This window comes from Bacillus paramobilis (assembly GCF_038096195.1).
GTDB lineage: Bacteria > Bacillota > Bacilli > Bacillales > Bacillaceae_G > Bacillus_A > Bacillus_A mobilis.
Genome location: NZ_CP151108.1, coordinates 2,542,260 through 2,558,315, shown reverse-complemented (window position 1 = coordinate 2,558,315; position 16,056 = coordinate 2,542,260). Strand labels below are relative to the sequence as shown.

The following is a 16,056-nucleotide window of genomic DNA, read 5'->3' as shown; positions in this document are numbered from 1 at the left end:
TCAACAGCTCTTTTTTCTACTCATCTGAGTTATTAAATTTCGCTAATGCGTAAATGCCTTCTTCATCATCTAATTCAAGTTGTAATCTTGCTGCAAATGAATTGACATTATATTCTCTGTCAAGCAATAAGCGTAGTGCTTCGATTAAGTTCGCTTGAATTAAAATTTGTTTTCGACCATTTACCTCTACTTCAGCAGAGAAACCGTAGTCATCGTCATACATTAGTTCAACTAAAACTTCTTCTGGACCGACTTGTCTTTTTTCAGCGATATATACGCAAAGCGCATTAATCAGTTCTTGTTCAGAAATTTTTATTGTTTCCATGCTACTTCATCTTCCTTTTTCTTACGTTGATCTTTGAAGTATTTAAATGCACGAACTGCTAACATTACGATACCAGCCATTACTAACATATTTACCATAAACGCTAATACAGAACCAAGAGCTCCCATATTTGCAAATAAGCTACCCATTAGTAAACCACCAAGACCACCTAGTAATAAACCTTTCATAAAGCTTCCTTTATTACTTTTTGGTGCTGTGTTTGTTGCTTTTGTTTTTGAATCTGTTGTTGTTTTTTGTGAATTCACGTTACTATCTTTTTTGTTCAAATCAACTTTTGACTTTTGACCAGAACTTGGTGTGTATGATTTTTTACCAGATTTGTAACTCTTCGCTGCTGCGTGATCTACAAACATGAAGCTACTAGCTCCAAAGATAACCATGAATGCTGTCATGACTGCTACAAGTTTTTTCAACATATTATATCCATTCTCCTTTTATATAGATATATGTGAAATCTACCTTTCTAGTAAATTCAGAATGATAGATTTGTTTTTAAAAACATTTTAAAGGTTCTTATGAACTCATTATATGAACTTTTGTCGAAATATGCAAGCATTATTTACTTGCGACAGTTTGGTGACAAAGGAAAAATTAAGCAAAACAGAATTGACTTTAAATGAAACAAAACATATTATAGGTTCATAAGAACTTTTATTATTTTGGAGGTGAAAAGATGGAAACATTTCATCTCACACGAAACGAAATGGCTACCCTTCTTCTATCTTTAAGAGGATGGAATACGAAAAAGCCTCTCGGTATTTTACAAGAAGCGTGGGCAAAGTCACATAAAAAAGATATTGAAAGCGGACAAAGCGTAACTGCTTTTATTACTACCGCACTTTCACCTATTTTTGAAAAACTGATTAAAATTGACGATACAGACGTCGGTTTTTCATTAAATGAAATAGTTGCGCTTGGAAATCAAATTGAAAATACAAGTTTCTCAGTAACGGCCATGCAAAACTGGGTAAAACGAGATATTAAAGAAATGATTGGCTCCCCTCAAAAAGGGAAAAAATATTCAATTGAACAAGCAGCCTTACTATTCATTGTCGAAGATTTAAAAACAGCACTTGATTTTGAATCCATTCGTAAGCTATTACGCCTTATCGTAAATGACCCAGCCGATCGAAGTGATGACTTAATCAATCCTGTTCATTTGTACGGAGCATACTCTTCTCTATTTGAAGAACTCAATCAAGGGAACTGCTTACAACTAAATGCAACAGATACAATCCATACAATTGAAAACATCGTAAAAGAAAGAGCTGACAAAATTGCAAGCAAGTTCGATCAAATTAATAACGAGCAACGTGAAGCGATTCGTAACGCGATTATTATTGCCACATTATCTGTGCATACCGCTTATGTACAAATGTTAGCAAAACGTTACGTAACAGCAACGTTATTTTTACAAAATTTAGATGTGAAACAGTAAAAATAGGAGCAGAAATGCTTCTATTTTTTTATAACGAAAACAAGCATCAACCTGTTACATATTTAGAACAGGTTGATGCTTGTTTCTCTAGATATTAATTATAAAAAAACATAATCGCCTATTATTAATTCAAAAATGATCATTTCATTCTATTATGTTTCGAACAAGTTTTCTCGATAAATTTGATTCCTTCATCTTTGTAACTCTTTATAAATTTCGATTTGAGCTCTTGAGCTATTAGCAAAACTTAACCAACCCTGTCTCACATTACTAATGTTTTCAGTTACCAAAAGTTCAACTATATCTAGATGTGAAACATTCGTTATTATCGATTTATTTATACCATTAACTTTAGCACCTGACATATACTTAGCAATCTCAGGATTTAATGCGAAAGCAAAATCAATTACAGTAGCACCTTGCGGTAAGTTCACGGCATCTAACTTAGGAGTAAATGCAACAATATTATCTTGGAATAGTTCATACGATACTAAATCATAAAATTCAATCGCATCTTGAGTTACTAGATCATTTGTCTTAATAAAATGATCCATCAATTTATGAATTATATTTTGCATCTCCTTATCAGTTAAACTTTTTGTAAGTACATGAAATACTCCTTTATCTCGTATCTCCTGATTTATTTTTGTTTCAATACATATCACTATTTCATGGTTATTGATCACAACTTTAGTCTTTAAGTATTTGTTTAATACATCACTTTCAATTGCTATATTATCTTCAAATTGATATGGAATTGGTTGGTATAGTTGATGTATAACTCCTAATATTTTATAACAGTCTAAATTATTTGAGGCCGTGATAATTATTTTTGACACTGCTGTAATGTCTTGAATATCTTGGAGACGAGAATAAGCTGTATAAATAGGGCTTACTTCATAGTTAACTTCAAATATTAAAGATGGATTTAGAAAATTATTTATATCTTGCATGATATTTTGAGAAAAACCCTCTAATAACTTAACATAATTTTGTAAAAGAATTTTCATTCCCTTATATTTAGAATGGTTAAGATAATAAAAACCTAAATCTTCTAACTCGTGTTGAATATGTAATAGCCCTAGTCTTTTACAAATCGGAGCGAAAATTTTGAGTGTTTCATTTGCGTAAGGAACTTGTTTCTTTACAGCTTTCACCTGTAAAGTTCTCATGTTATGTAGACGATCTATCACTTTTATAATAGCTACTCTTATATCTCCTTGCGTAGCTAACAATAATTTCTTTAAATTTATTGCTTCATACTCTTCTTTATTAGGGATTTGTTTTTTATCAATTTTAGTTAACCCTTCTACAATATCTGCAACTTTTTTACCGAATATATCACGTATATACTCAATTGTATAATCTGTATCCTCCACCACATCATGTAGTAATGCTCCAACTAAAGTTATAATATCTGCCTTACAATCTAACAAAATTTCTGTAACTGCAAATGGATGAGTAATATACGGCTCACCGGAAACGCGGAATTGTCCTTCATGTGCTTTCTCGGAAACTAATATAGCTTTATGTAATTGTTCTAATTCTGCTTTATGTAGATATGAGGCCTTTTCTAATAATGCTTTTTTCATATTTTCACCTTCATCATGTAAATTTTCTATAAAAATTTTATTAACCTTATAATTCGTTATTTGAAAGTGAAGTACCTGTCTAGGTGATAAGAGAATATTTATATTTTCATTCTCCTTGAATTATTTTTATATTTTTGAACCTATAAGCCAACCTTTGAAATACTTTTGTTTTTATCAACCGAATCATATCTCTATCCCAAATAGAAAATAGTCCATAAATTTGATTCTTATTTTGCATACATTACTCTTCTCACTTTGTAAATTAAAAGCCCATAACATTATCATTTATATATGAGAGATTTTTAATATTTTTTCATTACCTCTTCATGAAAACTGAACTTATATGCTTTACTATATATCAGAGACATAAAAGAATTGAAATAGCAATCCCCTATATAAATAAGGTATAATATACATATAGTGAACCTTTTATATAGTTAAATAAAGGGGAATTTATTCAAAAATCCATAAATTAGAAGGTGCAACAATGGTAAGTAGTTTTATTCACTCAGTTTTAACGTTTTTTGAAGGATTAGGTTATTGGGGCATTATGCTTGGACTTATGATTGAGATCATTCCAAGTGAAATTGTCCTTGCTTATGCAGGTTACTTAGTATTCAACGGTAGTATCTCATTTATAGGCGCAGTTGTATTTGGTACAATTGGCGGTGTTATTGCCCAAATCTTTATTTATTGGATTGGACGATACGGTGGACGACCTATATTAGAACGATATGGAAAATATATTTTCATCCATAAAAAACAAATAGATGCAGCTGAAGATTGGTTTAATCGTTACGGAACTGGCGTTATTTTTACAGCACGCTTTATTCCAGTAGTACGCCATGCAATTTCAATTCCTGCTGGTATTACAAAAATGCCATTATTGCGTTTCACTACATTAACAGCACTTGCAATCATTCCTTGGTCTATCATTTTCATTTACTTAGGTGAAAAACTAGGTCAAAATTGGGAGAATATTAACGATGTAGCTGGGCCTTATGTGAAATTTTTCGCAATTGGCGGCGTCATACTTATTCTTTTATACTTCATCATTAAAAAATGGACAAAAAAACGTAAAAATCTTGCTTAAGATAATAGAAAAACCGCTAATAATTCATTACGAATGTTAGCGGTTTTTCTATTAAAATTGACTAATCTTTAAACATGACAAGAAAGTCCTTCAGTTTAACATTTACATGGATAAGCAACCTTTCGCTCATCCATTTCGTATATTATCTCAACAAGGAGTGATTTCCCTATGCATTGGCAACAAAAAATACAATACTTAATCGGACGCCCTATCGGCATTTCTTTCATGAACGGGCAAGGTACTTCTGGTGTATTATGTTCAGCACATGATGGTCAATTATATGTATATGAATACCTTTATCAAGCTCAATTCGCAATGAAGCATTATGATTTTAGACAAATTCAAGATATACATGCCTTCCCGAATTGCCCACATCAAAATACTCTATACTAAAAAAGGAACAGCTTATAGCCGTTCCTTTTTCTCCATACTTATTTCTCAGTATAAAAGTTTTGTACTGCTTCATCAAAGTAAATCCAGCCTTTCCAACCTAAATGAATTGTATCTTTTAAGAAATACTTATCATATTCATGGCCAGAGAAATCAACTACTGGGTATCCTGCATTCTCAACTTGTTCCCGAACTTTTTTATAATACACTTCACGACGCTCTTTAGGGAAACCAGCGTAATCATACCATGGTCCGTTTACAGGTACAGAAATAAAGAGTGGCTTGACATTTTTCTCTTTAAAAATATTTAAAACAATTTGTAAGTCATCATATTCAGGTGATTCTTCATACGATTCATTTGCTCTAAAGTTTTTTAAACCTTTTAATTTTTTCTTTAAATTATGTTTATAGTAATACGGATTTTCAATTCCAAATTTGTTTGTAGTAGATTCCGCTTTCCCTTCTTCTTCTGCATGTTTACGTGCATCTACCCAAGAAATCGAACGTAATCCCATATTTGTTTTTTCTTTCATCGGCTCAATCTTAAATAAGGAGTTAAATAAATCTCTATGATCTAAAATATTTCGATGCATATAAGCAAGTGGTTTGACTATACCTGCTTTTATGTTATGGTTCGTATCATTATATACAATACCTTCTAATGAATTTTTTAATATATCATCTTTTTGAACAACTTTATAGTCTAATAATCGTTTTGCAATTTGCTTCTTCATCTCAGCATTTATTTTATCATTAAAAATAAAATGATATGCTTGTTGTTTGGAGAAATTGTTTGTGAAATCCCCCTGTGATACACCAGTCTTTGTAAACCATTGTGGTGATAAAACAAAGACTACTTTTTTACCTTCTAGCTCATCCATTGTAGACGTCATATTTAATATATGAGCTAAACTTTGCGTACCGCCAATCCCCATTAAATATGGTGTAAAACCTGCCGGATTTACTTTAAAGTAATTAGATGGGTGATATGCATCCATTCGTAAAAATTCAGATGAACCATACATCGGTAAATACTGTGAATTCTCTAACATTTTTTGCTGTAAGAAAACACCTTGTAATTTTTCTTTTTGTAAGGAGGTTGCCGCATCTTCTACCTTCTTATCACTAATAAGTGATACTAAACTTTTCGATGGGATGAGTATGATAATGAAAAAAAGCACACACGCTAAAATTATCGGACCAAAAGCATGCTTCATTTTCATCGTCTCTTCCTCTTTCTATCGCCATTAAATTGTAACCCTTGTTCTTGACACGCCATCATTTCTCTCCTTTTTCTCTATACATGTTCCATTCTATTTATCTATTATATACATGTATGTATTTCTTTCCTTGTTCTATTAAGTCTTATATAAATAGCGCAAGAAAATGTTTCCATAGAAACACGTTAATTATACAAGATTCTACATAAATTTCACACTGGAATTTTAGTAATAATTTTATTATTAAGACATGAAAAAACATATAAAATGTCTATAATTCATCAGGAGCTATATTAAATTCAAAATAAGATAAGGTACGTCCACTATAATCAACATCATGAGTATATGTAAAACCTAACTTTCGTAAAAGATTTTTTGAATTGTCATTTGCTATTTTCACCCTAGCAATTATTCTTTTTACATCCATCGTCTCTTTTGCATATTGAATAGAAGCCCCTGCTGCTTCTGACGCATATCCATTTCCCCAATACTCCGGATCAAGTAGATACATAATCTCTATTTCATCAGTTTCATCCACTTTTCTTAAACCACAATGTCCTAAAAGCTTTCCTGTTTCACTATTGAATAACAGCCATACACCAAAATTATACTGTTCCCAATGTAATATAAGCTTCCTGATATAATTATTTGCTTCTTCTTTTGACATTCCTCTGGATTTAGCAAGCCATTTGCCAACAGCTTCTTTCTTTAATATGTTATAAAATTGATCAACATATTCTATAGTTGGTCTCCTCATGAACAATCTTTTTGTACATATTACTTCCTTTTCTTCCAACATAAACATCATTCCCATCCAAACGTTTTATACAGACTAGTAAATTATACCACGTACTATTTCTCTAACTTTAAATAAGAAAAACAGACAATCACATACGCGAAGTCTGTTTCTCCATAATTTTATTTCTGCACATCTGCCCATTTTAAACTTGTTGCTGGACCGAATTGATGTACATATAAATCTTTCACATATGGCTTTTGTAAGTATGATAATCCGCGCTGGAATACGGGTGCAATTACTGCGTCATCCAATAACATTTTTTCAGCATCTTGCATTGCTTTCCAACGAGCTTTTTCATCATTGCCTAATTCTGTTTTAATCTTCTTAATTAATGCGTCATATTCTGGATTTGCATACTCTGTATTGTTTACACTGCTTCCAGAAAGGAATACTTCTAAGTAAGTCATTGGATCTGGATAATCCGGTAACCAACGTGATAATGACATTTCATACTCTTTCTTCTTCTCTAATGCCAGTTTTTGCGTATGTGGTTGTAGTTTTACATTTACTTTTAAGCCTGGTAAGTTTTTCTCTAGCTCTTCTTTAATGTATTCTCCTACTTTTTTGAAGTTTTCTAAGTCATAGTTTAATAACTCAAGCGTTACTTCATTTGTACTTGTCTCTTGCTTCGCCTTTTCCCAATATTCTTTCGCCTGTTTTACATCTGTCTTATTAAACTCACCAGCCGTACTTCTAAAGTCTTTTTTATCTGGACCTTTTAAAAATCCTTTTGGCACGTAATAGTTTGCAGCAACTGAACCATCATTTAAAAATGAAGTTGCAAGTCCTTTCTTATCGAACACTGTACTTAGCGCGAGCCTTGCATTTTTATTTTTAAGAATCAGTACATTTTCATTGAATCGGAAGAAGTACATAACCGGATCTGTATACTGTTTTAGTTCTTTATTATTTTTATATTTATCTACGAATTCTGTTGAAATGACTGCTCTATCAACTTTATCTGTTTCATATAAATTTACCGCGGTTGAAATTTCTTTAACGATTTGATAGTTTACTTCATCAAGCTTCACTTCTTTTTTATCCCAATACTTATCATTTTTCTTCATTGTAAAACTCGCTTCATGCTTCCAATCAGATAGTGTAAATGGCCCATTATATACCGCTTTATTTGCTTCTAATCCGTATTTATCACCTTGTTCTTTCGCATATTTTTCATTAATTGGATAGAAAGACGGTAAAATAAGTAGTTTCGTAAAATACGGTACAGGATGTTCTAGCTCTACTACGAACGTTTTATCATCCTTCGCTTTTACTCCTAATTCCTCTAGCCCTAGTTGTTTCTTATTTATTTTCTCTGCATTTTTCACATCATACGCAATATATGCATATTGAGAAGCTGTATCCGGATTAATAAGCTGCTTCCAAGCGTATACGTAATCTTGTGCTGTTACTGGGTCTCCGTTAGACCATTTCGCTTCACGCAAGTGGAATGTATAAGTTTTTCCATCTTGACTCACTTCATATTTTTGTGCTCCAGCCTCAATCAGTTCATCATTTTTCGATAAACGAAATAATCCTTCCATTACATTATTTAAAACGTTAAATGATACTGCATCTGTTATTTTCCCTGAATTTAATGACGGAATTTCACCAGTTTCTAGTAACTGTAATACTTTCTTCTCATCTTTCGGCTTTGTCGCTGTTTTTTCTTTTGCGCATCCTACTAAAAATGAAGAAACTAATAGTGTACTAACTAATGAGTAACGAACAACTTTTTTCATTTGAAAACCCCCTCTATTTTTTAAGGTAAGTAACGACGAGCACCAGCGTATTCTTCTATATATCCTGGCGTATTTAGCGGTATAATTTCTACTGATCTTTCAGCTCTCGGTGAGTGAATCATATTTCCGTCACCAATATACATAGCAACATGGTGAACACTGCCTTTTCCTTGATCATGTGCAAAGAAGATTAAATCTCCTTTTTGTAAATTTTCTTTATCAACCGCAACTCCATTTCTCGATTGTGGACCAGAATCTCGCGGAATAGTAATACCGTGCGATTTATAAATTGTATGTGTAAATCCAGAGCAATCAAATCCGAAGCCACTTGTACCAGCCCATATATACGGTAATCCTAAAAACATTTTCCCTGTGTTTATTAAATCATCGGCCGCCGGAGTTGGAATATCATTTTGAGAACGGTAAACCGTGCCATCATTTTTTCGTAGCCAAGCTTTCTGTCCGTTTGGTAACAACACGCGGTATGAAATCGTATCTTCACTAAGTAGCGGCAGTCGCGTATTATAGCTCACTTCAAGTGATTTATGTTTTTCAGAAGGATTTATATATAAAATAGCTGTCCGTTTCGTTACTAATACGAAAGGTTCATTTGTTTTATCTGCAAATTCTTGATTATATGTTAACTGTTTTTCAGGCATCCATCCTGGGTAGCCTTCTGCATTTCGAGGTGTTGGCTGACCATGGACTAACACTTTCACCCAGTCCCCTTTTTTATCAACAACCGTTACTTCTTGACCTAATAACGCTTGCGTTTCTAATTTATTTGCATTTGTTAACCAAAGTTTCTCATCAAGCGTCATCGATTTCGTCCACTTCCACAAATCAACTGGATTTGTAGCGCTCGGTGCATCAATTGGCCGTAATGAATCAGGTGCAGTCCAAAGTGTTGCGGCAGATACATCAATAAACGCTTTACTATCTTTCTTCTCCTCAGCATGTGCTGATGTGAACGCTGAAAATATAAATAAAGTTGTTAAAAATGCAGTTCCTACTTTTTTCATAAATATCCCCCTTAAAAGATAGTTTATTAGTCTCTTCTCCTAAGATTTACTATTCACTGTCGATTGAAGGTTTACCTTTGACCCTGAATACGTCATTCCTTCCGGTTCTTCCATTAACCAAAGCGGTGCATCTAGATCGAAGTAATGAATATTAGGATGTGCAGCTGCTAAATGGGCTACAGCGCTAACGGAAGTGGAAGATTCCATCATGCTACCGACCATGCATTTTACACCCACTGTTTCAGCGATATCTGCAATACGCCACGCTTCACGTATGCCACCACATTTCATTAATTTAATATTGATTAAGTCTGCATATCCTCCTTGAACAATTTTCAATGCATCACTTGCTGAAAATATACTTTCATCTGCCATAATGGGCGTTTGTACATGATTTTTGACGTACTTTAACCCATCCCAATCTTTCGCATGAACAGGTTGTTCAATAAATTCGATATTTAAATTACGATTTTCCATCTCTTTAATAATCGTAACCGCTTCTTTTGGATTCCACCCTTGATTTGCATCTAATCGTAACGTCGTATTTTTTGGTACACTATTTCGAATTGCTTCAATACGTTCTAAATCTAAATGAGCAGATTTCCCCACTTTAATTTTTAAAGTTTGAAATCCTTTTTCTACATGTTGCTTCGCCTCTTTCGCCATAATGAAAGGCTCATCTACACTCACCGTAATGTCTGTATGAATTTCTTTCTTCCCGCCTAATAATGCATAAAGTGGAACGTTTTGATATTGACAATACACATCATATAAAGCGATATCTACCGCCGCTTTCGCACTTGGATTTCCAATACAACTCATTTGAATGTGCTGCAGTAACTGCTGAAACTGAATGATATCTTGACCAATTAAACAGGAACGCATCGGCCCTAAAATTGCTGCTTCAATCCCGTTAGCGAAATCACCCGTAATAACTGGTGTTGCGGCTGCAGCCCCCTTGCCAACAATTCCTTCATCTGTATGAATATATACATCTATACTTTCTATTTCGGTTACGGTACGAAGCGCCGTTTTAAACGGTGTATGAAGATTAACAAGTCTACGATTTACTTTTACATCAGTAATTTTCATATTGTTCATCCTTTCGTTGTCTGACAAAGTGGAACCTTAATCCCCCAAAAAACAATTAATTTTTGGAGAGCAATAAACCTACTCTTTCACTTACTTTTCATGTAAGAAATTAATGTGAAATAAAAAAATCCAGCCATAAGAAAATTCTTACGGCTGGATTTTGTCTAGGAATGTGTAGACAAAGCAGCGATTTGATTATATTTTTTCTGTGCATCTTTTAACGCTACAAGTAGTGCCTTTTGAGACGAACCGAAGTATCTATTTTTTATTTCTGTTACCAATAATGGATTATTAATATTTTTATGTAGAAACAAATATTTAACGAATTGAGATGTTAATGCAATTGTCGCTGAGCAATCTGCATCTACAATTTCCCCAGTCTCCTTAACAAGTACAAATGCTACAAAATAACTTTTGAACTTTTCAGTAATAGGATTATTTTGAGGTGCTTTCGCATCCCCTACGATATAAATTGTATTTGAAGCGTACACAGCTATCTTCCTTTCTAATACGGGATAACGGTTTTCTTAATAGTCGTATGAGTGATAAACTCAACATTGATTAAAAAATGTATCCGCTTACCTTGTATTATAATACAATTGACAGAATTTTAACAACATTTATTTCGGTGTATATTCCATAATTATAAAAACAGCTCAAACCCTTCATTTTTACAATATGTGATTGCTTCTTGTACCATGCCATTTATACATGAAAGAACAGTTAGCTATCGCTAACTGTTCTATTACACTACTTCGGCAACACAAATATAGTTTCATTTGATTTTGAAAATTGATATTCTTTTCTCGCAAACTTCAAAATTTCTTCCTCATCGTCTGTTAAATTTTCTATGTTAGCCTTTAAAGAGCCTCTATCTTTCTTTAAAGATACTAATTGTTTCTTTTGATTCGTTATTGTATCTTTTTTTCCCACGATTATTTCTTGTTGTTTCGTTAAAATAAATTGAACGTACAAAGTAGCCGCCGCAATAAATATAAACATGAATATAAATCGCCTTAGTTTCTTCTTGTTAATTGCTCGATTCTCATTAGACTGTGATAGTTGTTCTTGTATATTAGGAACATTTATTCGCTTGAGTTTCCTCATTATGAAATCCCCCTAACACATATTTTTTCACTACCATCGGCATGATCTCTTACTAACTGTAATTCTATCCTTATAAAATAAGCTCCTTCACAAAAATATCTCACAAATTAACCAATTAAAGATAGCATTCGACGACATTTCCATATTTGCATTGATTTTTTTTATGTATGCTGCCATAAAATAGTAGTTTCTGTTATTCTTTTTCTACTATTGTAGAAGAGTTTTTTTACACACAAAATACCTTACCTACATATCGATGTTATAACATGCTTACAAGGGGGGAAAAATATGCATTACCGTACATTAGGTAAAACTGGAATAACTGTCTCTGAAATAGGTTTTGGGGCATGGGCAATCGGTGGTGATGAATGGGGACCTGTTAACGATAAACAATCTATAACCGCTATAAAAAAAGCAATTGAGTGTGGTGTGAATTTTATTGATACTGCAGATGTGTATGGTTTAGGACATAGTGAAAAGTTAGTGTCTACCGCAATTAAAGGACATCGTAATGATATTATCCTATCAACGAAAGGCGGTTTAATCGGACATCACTACGATCCGAATGGAGAGCCTGTATATGATACTCCCGAAAAAATTATCGCCGTATTTGAAACAAGTTTACAACGTCTTCAAACAGATTACATTGATCTTTATTTTTGTCATATTTGGTGGCATAATCGTAGAGAAACAGAAGCATTTTTACGTGCATTTGAAGTATTAAAACGTGATGGAAAAGTAAGAGCAGTCGGTGTTTCGACACATGATTTACAATACATTCGTCATTTCAATAAAAACAATGAAATTGACATCGTACAAATTGATTACAATATATTGAATCAAAAACCAGAAAATGATATTTTGCCATTCTTACAAGAAAAAAATCTAGGAGCTGTTATTCGTGGGCCGTTAAAAATGGGTATTTTAACTGGAAAATTCACAAATAAAACAACTTTTCCAAATGGAGATTTACGCAAAGATTGGCCAAATGAAAATTGGTTTCAAGAAGACTTACAAAAGGTAGAGAAACTTCGGTTGCTCTCAAATAAAAATCAGACCTTAGGGCAACTTGCACTTCGCTATATACTCACTCATCCAGCAGTGAGTGTTGTAATCCCAGGTGCAAAAACAGAAAAACAAGCACAAGAAAATGCAAATGCGTCTGTTCGCCCTATTTTGAGTGATGAGGAGATTAGCTATATTCAATCAATATAAAAAAGCCCAGCCTGGGCTTTTTAATTTTGTAAATCAATATCATATTCCATACTTTTAGCTGTTTCCTCAGCAATCTCCACACCTAACAAATTTTTCACAATATGAAATGACATGTTAATACCAGCTGAAATACCTGCAGATGTAATAATGTGTCCTTCATCTACAAATTTCACATTCTCCATTACTTCTACATTCGGATAATCTTTTTTGAAAGTTTGAATACTAGCCCAATGCGTTGTTGCTTTTAAGCCTTCTAGTAAACCGGCTTTCGCAAGTAATAGCGCACCCGTACAAACTGAAGTCATTAGCTTTACTTCTTTCATTTGCTGACGAACCCAATTTATTATAATATCATTTTGCACTTCATTTTCCCGAACACCTTTACCACCTGGAATGATTAAAATATCAACTGGTGGTAAATCTTCAATACTATAATCTGGCTTTACCTTTAATCCGTTTCTTGCTGTAATCATTTCTCCATTTTGGCTAACTGTATACACAGTAAATGGTTTTTCTTCATCCGCTTCGGTTACAGAAAAAACTTCAAATGGCCCTGCAAAATCTAACACTTCTACATCATTAAATAAAAATATGCCTACGCTCCATTTATTTATCATACGTTCACTTCCTGTTTTAAATAATGTAAAAGGTGATCATATCCTTTTTCTAATGCAATATCATATACTGTTTTTCCATCATTTTTCTTAATCGTCTTACTAGCTCCCTTTTCAAGAAGTAATATAACTATTTCTTCACTTCCTAATAATGCTGCTTCATGTAAACCTGTCCAACCTCCGCTTTGTATAGCGTTTACATCTGATCCTTTTTCAATTAAGAAAGCAACAAGCTCACTTTGTTTATTCGCAATTGCCGCTTGCAAAGGTGTATTTTCATTTTCATTTTTTGCTCTACTATGTATATCTGCTCCGCTTTCTAAAAGAAAACTCGTTAACTCTTTTTGTCCAAAATAAGCTGCTAAATGAAGTAGAGTCCAGCCATCGTCACTAAATTCGTTAACAGCACTTGGATTCGTCTTTATAAAGACCACCACTTCTTCCTTATTACCACTTATAACAGCTTGTACTATTGATTCTAAAATTCCCATAATAATCTCCCATCTTTCAAATATTTAAGCATACTCTTCTATAAATTCTATTGATTATTATATATTCCTGTCAAAACAACAGTTTACATAATAATATTATCTGACTAATTACCATCTTTTATTTTAAATATTAAAATTTTCTGTTAAAATAAAAATAATCTTGTTTAATACGGAGGAGAAATTATGTTAAAAGTAATACCTTTAAATAGCGAGGACTATGATTTAATTACAGCTGCTGAAAAAGTAATTGAAAAAAACTATAAATATGGTCGTCATCATATCGGTTCAGCTGTAAGAACTAAAACAGGTAATATTTATGCAGCAGTGCATGTTGAAGCGAATGTCGGAAGAATAACAGTGTGTGGTGAGGCTATGGTAATTGGAAAATCTATTTCAGAAGGCGATCATGAATTTGATACCATTGTAGCAGTTGCTCACCCACACCCCCATGAAGATATAGAAAAATGTTGGGTTGTTGCTCCGTGTGGTATGTGTCGAGAATTGATAAGTGATTATGGAAAAAATACGAAAGTTATACTTTCTTATAATGGTGAACTTGTAAAATGTAACGTAATGGAATTATTACCTGAAAAGTATACAAGCGAAGTAGAATAATCATTCATACTTTCAACATTTCAAATAATATTATTCCAATAAAAAAACAATCCATTTTTAAAACGGATTGTTTTTTTATTTCTTTTTTATGCAGTTTATTTTATTTTTCTATTTTTACACTAATAGAATTATCATTAACAAAAATGAAATCTAAATATTTAAGCGCGCATCGCAGAGTGTTTTTCATTTGAAAACAAAAATAATATTTCTCCTTACATTTGAAAAAAGTTAGTATGAACTCTCTAAAATCAGCAGTCTTATCATACTAATCTATAACAATTCTGTCTTCTTCCCTTACCTGTTTCCTTTAATACATATGATTTTAAAACTAGCGCCGTTAACGAATCCGTTAATGTTTTATATGATAAATTAGATAATGCTAATAGATCGTTCGTATATAACATTCTATGCTTCTCTAATAATAATAGTACTAATCGTTCAGACGGTTTTAATGCCTCATCACTTTCTAGTATAAAGTCTATATTTTTCATTTCTCTAATTATTACTCCTTATATAAAAAAATACTTAAACGACTGATTTAATATAAAAATAATACACAACAAAATTTGAAGTATATTAAAATAACATCGTTTTAAAACACTATTATACTATAACATAAAAAAAGCATTTTCCGAAATAGGAAATGCTTTTTTTAAATTGCTTACATGTTTGTTCTATACTTACATTATTTATCGAATTCTTATCCATACAATTCCCCTCTAATTTCCTAATCATCCCAATGTATTTGCAATAAACCCAGCACTACTTACATCATATAAACAAATAAAAACGGTTAGTCATATATGCTCTAAACACGAATGACTAACCACTTTCCAGTTTCTTCTCAATTAACATGTTCTACCTTAAATATTTCTTGCAATATGCGGCTTACTGTAATGACTTGTACCACCGCCACCTACTACTACTTTACCGCCTTTTTCAAAAATTAATAATTTACTTGAACCATCTGCAAGAAGTACTATTACTTCAGCATTATTACTCGTTGCTACATAAATTACATAACCACTTTTTGATATACATGTTTCCCAATTTGCATCAAATTCAGATCTTACTACACGATTTGAATACACTTGATTTTCAATTCTTCCTTGTTCTATGTTTTCCAATATTATCCCCCCTACTGCTCTAAAATATCATTTATAGACAAATTACAGTTGTATTTAAAATAGTGATTGCTATTAATATAAGTAGTATATGTAGATAGTAGAAGGATGCTTGGACAATGAAAGCATAATAACATGTAAGTAATATACAAATGA

Annotated in this window: 19 protein-coding genes; 5 read left to right on the top strand and 14 right to left on the bottom strand. The window is 32.5% G+C overall.

Features of this window, described 5'->3' with window-relative positions; genetic code table 11:
* Positions 1-16: 16 nt before the first annotated feature.
* A complete protein-coding gene (locus AABL52_RS13205) occupies positions 17-325 on the bottom strand; it encodes a YxcD family protein (protein ID WP_000447755.1) in 309 nt (102 codons plus the stop codon).
* Positions 313-762, bottom strand: coding sequence for a hypothetical protein (locus tag AABL52_RS13200; RefSeq protein ID WP_000914486.1), 450 nt, complete (start codon positions 760-762; stop codon positions 313-315). The genes AABL52_RS13205 and AABL52_RS13200 overlap by 13 nt, the downstream gene beginning before the upstream one ends.
* A gap of 257 nt (positions 763-1,019) precedes the next feature.
* On the opposite strand from AABL52_RS13200, the gene AABL52_RS13195 reads away from it, so the two are divergent.
* Positions 1,020-1,784, top strand: coding sequence for a DUF1836 domain-containing protein (locus tag AABL52_RS13195; protein WP_341519616.1), 765 nt, complete (start codon positions 1,020-1,022; stop codon positions 1,782-1,784).
* 191 nt (positions 1,785-1,975) lie between these two features.
* Here the strand turns inward: AABL52_RS13195 and AABL52_RS13190 are convergent, their stop codons facing one another.
* Positions 1,976-3,376: an HD domain-containing protein gene (locus AABL52_RS13190; RefSeq protein WP_341519615.1), complete on the bottom strand. Its 1,401-nt coding sequence runs from the start codon at positions 3,374-3,376 to the stop codon at positions 1,976-1,978.
* Between the two features lie 487 nt (positions 3,377-3,863).
* On the opposite strand from AABL52_RS13190, the gene AABL52_RS13185 reads away from it, so the two are divergent.
* Positions 3,864-4,469 (top strand): DedA family protein, encoded by a 606-nt coding sequence (locus AABL52_RS13185; RefSeq protein WP_341519614.1) that lies wholly within the window; start codon positions 3,864-3,866, stop codon positions 4,467-4,469.
* Positions 4,470-4,637: 168 nt separating this feature from the next.
* Positions 4,638-4,862, top strand: coding sequence for a hypothetical protein (locus AABL52_RS13180; RefSeq protein WP_061679707.1), 225 nt, complete (start codon positions 4,638-4,640; stop codon positions 4,860-4,862).
* A 38-nt stretch (positions 4,863-4,900) separates the two neighbouring features.
* Here AABL52_RS13180 and dltD read toward each other — a convergent pair whose 3' ends face one another.
* The 7 genes from dltD to AABL52_RS13145 all read right to left on the bottom strand — a co-directional run bounded on the left by dltD (position 4,901) and on the right by AABL52_RS13145 (position 11,841).
* Positions 4,901-6,082, bottom strand: coding sequence for a D-alanyl-lipoteichoic acid biosynthesis protein DltD (dltD, locus tag AABL52_RS13175; protein ID WP_097843487.1), 1,182 nt, complete (start codon positions 6,080-6,082; stop codon positions 4,901-4,903).
* A gap of 268 nt (positions 6,083-6,350) precedes the next feature.
* Complete coding sequence (locus AABL52_RS13170) at positions 6,351-6,878, bottom strand: GNAT family N-acetyltransferase (RefSeq protein ID WP_340420258.1); 528 nt, start codon at positions 6,876-6,878, stop codon at positions 6,351-6,353.
* Positions 6,879-6,997: 119 nt separating this feature from the next.
* Complete coding sequence (locus AABL52_RS13165) at positions 6,998-8,620, bottom strand: peptide ABC transporter substrate-binding protein (protein WP_341519613.1); 1,623 nt, start codon at positions 8,618-8,620, stop codon at positions 6,998-7,000.
* A gap of 20 nt (positions 8,621-8,640) precedes the next feature.
* Positions 8,641-9,642: a C40 family peptidase gene (locus AABL52_RS13160; RefSeq protein ID WP_341519612.1), complete on the bottom strand. Its 1,002-nt coding sequence runs from the start codon at positions 9,640-9,642 to the stop codon at positions 8,641-8,643.
* A 39-nt stretch (positions 9,643-9,681) separates the two neighbouring features.
* On the bottom strand, positions 9,682-10,743 hold the full coding sequence (locus AABL52_RS13155) for a dipeptide epimerase (protein WP_341519720.1): 1,062 nt from the start codon (positions 10,741-10,743) through the stop codon (positions 9,682-9,684).
* Positions 10,744-10,898: 155 nt separating this feature from the next.
* The gene (locus AABL52_RS13150; RefSeq protein WP_097843491.1) at positions 10,899-11,225 is read right to left on the bottom strand and encodes a DUF3870 domain-containing protein; all 327 of its coding nucleotides are present in this window, start codon (positions 11,223-11,225) and stop codon (positions 10,899-10,901) included.
* Between the two features lie 259 nt (positions 11,226-11,484).
* On the bottom strand, positions 11,485-11,841 hold the full coding sequence (locus AABL52_RS13145; RefSeq protein WP_097843492.1) for an FtsB family cell division protein: 357 nt from the start codon (positions 11,839-11,841) through the stop codon (positions 11,485-11,487).
* A gap of 288 nt (positions 11,842-12,129) precedes the next feature.
* On the opposite strand from AABL52_RS13145, the gene AABL52_RS13140 reads away from it, so the two are divergent.
* On the top strand, positions 12,130-13,056 hold the full coding sequence (locus tag AABL52_RS13140; RefSeq protein ID WP_000559363.1) for an aldo/keto reductase: 927 nt from the start codon (positions 12,130-12,132) through the stop codon (positions 13,054-13,056).
* A gap of 20 nt (positions 13,057-13,076) precedes the next feature.
* On the opposite strand, the gene AABL52_RS13135 is transcribed toward AABL52_RS13140, so the two are convergent.
* Together AABL52_RS13135 and AABL52_RS13130 are read right to left on the bottom strand one after the other, a co-directional pair.
* The gene (locus AABL52_RS13135) at positions 13,077-13,673 is read right to left on the bottom strand and encodes a DJ-1/PfpI family protein (RefSeq protein ID WP_341519611.1); all 597 of its coding nucleotides are present in this window, start codon (positions 13,671-13,673) and stop codon (positions 13,077-13,079) included.
* Complete coding sequence (locus AABL52_RS13130; RefSeq protein WP_341519610.1) at positions 13,670-14,161, bottom strand: ankyrin repeat domain-containing protein; 492 nt, start codon at positions 14,159-14,161, stop codon at positions 13,670-13,672. Before AABL52_RS13130 ends, AABL52_RS13135 begins: the two co-directional genes overlap by 4 nt.
* A 183-nt stretch (positions 14,162-14,344) precedes the next feature.
* Here AABL52_RS13130 and AABL52_RS13125 point away from each other — a divergent pair, with 183 nt between their 5' ends.
* A complete protein-coding gene (locus tag AABL52_RS13125) occupies positions 14,345-14,776 on the top strand; it encodes a cytidine deaminase (protein WP_000921703.1) in 432 nt (143 codons plus the stop codon).
* A gap of 260 nt (positions 14,777-15,036) precedes the next feature.
* Here the strand turns inward: AABL52_RS13125 and AABL52_RS13120 are convergent, their stop codons facing one another.
* Together AABL52_RS13120 and AABL52_RS13115 are read right to left on the bottom strand one after the other, a co-directional pair.
* A complete protein-coding gene (locus tag AABL52_RS13120) occupies positions 15,037-15,267 on the bottom strand; it encodes a hypothetical protein (RefSeq protein WP_000789031.1) in 231 nt (76 codons plus the stop codon).
* 372 nt (positions 15,268-15,639) lie between these two features.
* Entirely contained in the window at positions 15,640-15,903 is a 264-nt protein-coding gene (locus AABL52_RS13115) for a hypothetical protein (RefSeq protein ID WP_088082008.1), read from the bottom strand.
* Positions 15,904-16,056 lie beyond the last annotated feature (153 nt).

Excerpts from the sequence above, each read along its gene's own strand:
- AABL52_RS13120 (WP_000789031.1), bottom strand. The coding sequence starts at position 15,267 with ATGAAAAATATAGACTTTATACTAGAAAGTGATGAGGCATTAAAACCG.
- AABL52_RS13135 (WP_341519611.1), bottom strand. The coding sequence starts at position 13,673 with ATGATAAATAAATGGAGCGTAGGCATATTTTTATTTAATGATGTAGAA.
- AABL52_RS13170 (WP_340420258.1), bottom strand. The coding sequence starts at position 6,878 with ATGTTGGAAGAAAAGGAAGTAATATGTACAAAAAGATTGTTCATGAGG.
- AABL52_RS13165 (WP_341519613.1), bottom strand. The coding sequence starts at position 8,620 with ATGAAAAAAGTTGTTCGTTACTCATTAGTTAGTACACTATTAGTTTCT.
- AABL52_RS13130 (WP_341519610.1), bottom strand. The coding sequence starts at position 14,161 with ATGGGAATTTTAGAATCAATAGTACAAGCTGTTATAAGTGGTAATAAG.
- AABL52_RS13185 (WP_341519614.1), top strand. The coding sequence starts at position 3,864 with ATGGTAAGTAGTTTTATTCACTCAGTTTTAACGTTTTTTGAAGGATTA.
- dltD (WP_097843487.1), bottom strand. The coding sequence starts at position 6,082 with ATGAAAATGAAGCATGCTTTTGGTCCGATAATTTTAGCGTGTGTGCTT.
- AABL52_RS13155 (WP_341519720.1), bottom strand. The coding sequence starts at position 10,743 with ATGAACAATATGAAAATTACTGATGTAAAAGTAAATCGTAGACTTGTT.
- AABL52_RS13160 (WP_341519612.1), bottom strand. The coding sequence starts at position 9,642 with ATGAAAAAAGTAGGAACTGCATTTTTAACAACTTTATTTATATTTTCA.
- AABL52_RS13190 (WP_341519615.1), bottom strand. The coding sequence starts at position 3,376 with ATGAAAAAAGCATTATTAGAAAAGGCCTCATATCTACATAAAGCAGAA.
- AABL52_RS13205 (WP_000447755.1), bottom strand. The coding sequence starts at position 325 with ATGGAAACAATAAAAATTTCTGAACAAGAACTGATTAATGCGCTTTGC.
- AABL52_RS13145 (WP_097843492.1), bottom strand. The coding sequence starts at position 11,841 with ATGAGGAAACTCAAGCGAATAAATGTTCCTAATATACAAGAACAACTA.
- AABL52_RS13195 (WP_341519616.1), top strand. The coding sequence starts at position 1,020 with ATGGAAACATTTCATCTCACACGAAACGAAATGGCTACCCTTCTTCTA.
- AABL52_RS13140 (WP_000559363.1), top strand. The coding sequence starts at position 12,130 with ATGCATTACCGTACATTAGGTAAAACTGGAATAACTGTCTCTGAAATA.
- AABL52_RS13180 (WP_061679707.1), top strand. The coding sequence starts at position 4,638 with ATGCATTGGCAACAAAAAATACAATACTTAATCGGACGCCCTATCGGC.
- AABL52_RS13200 (WP_000914486.1), bottom strand. The coding sequence starts at position 762 with ATGTTGAAAAAACTTGTAGCAGTCATGACAGCATTCATGGTTATCTTT.
- AABL52_RS13125 (WP_000921703.1), top strand. The coding sequence starts at position 14,345 with ATGTTAAAAGTAATACCTTTAAATAGCGAGGACTATGATTTAATTACA.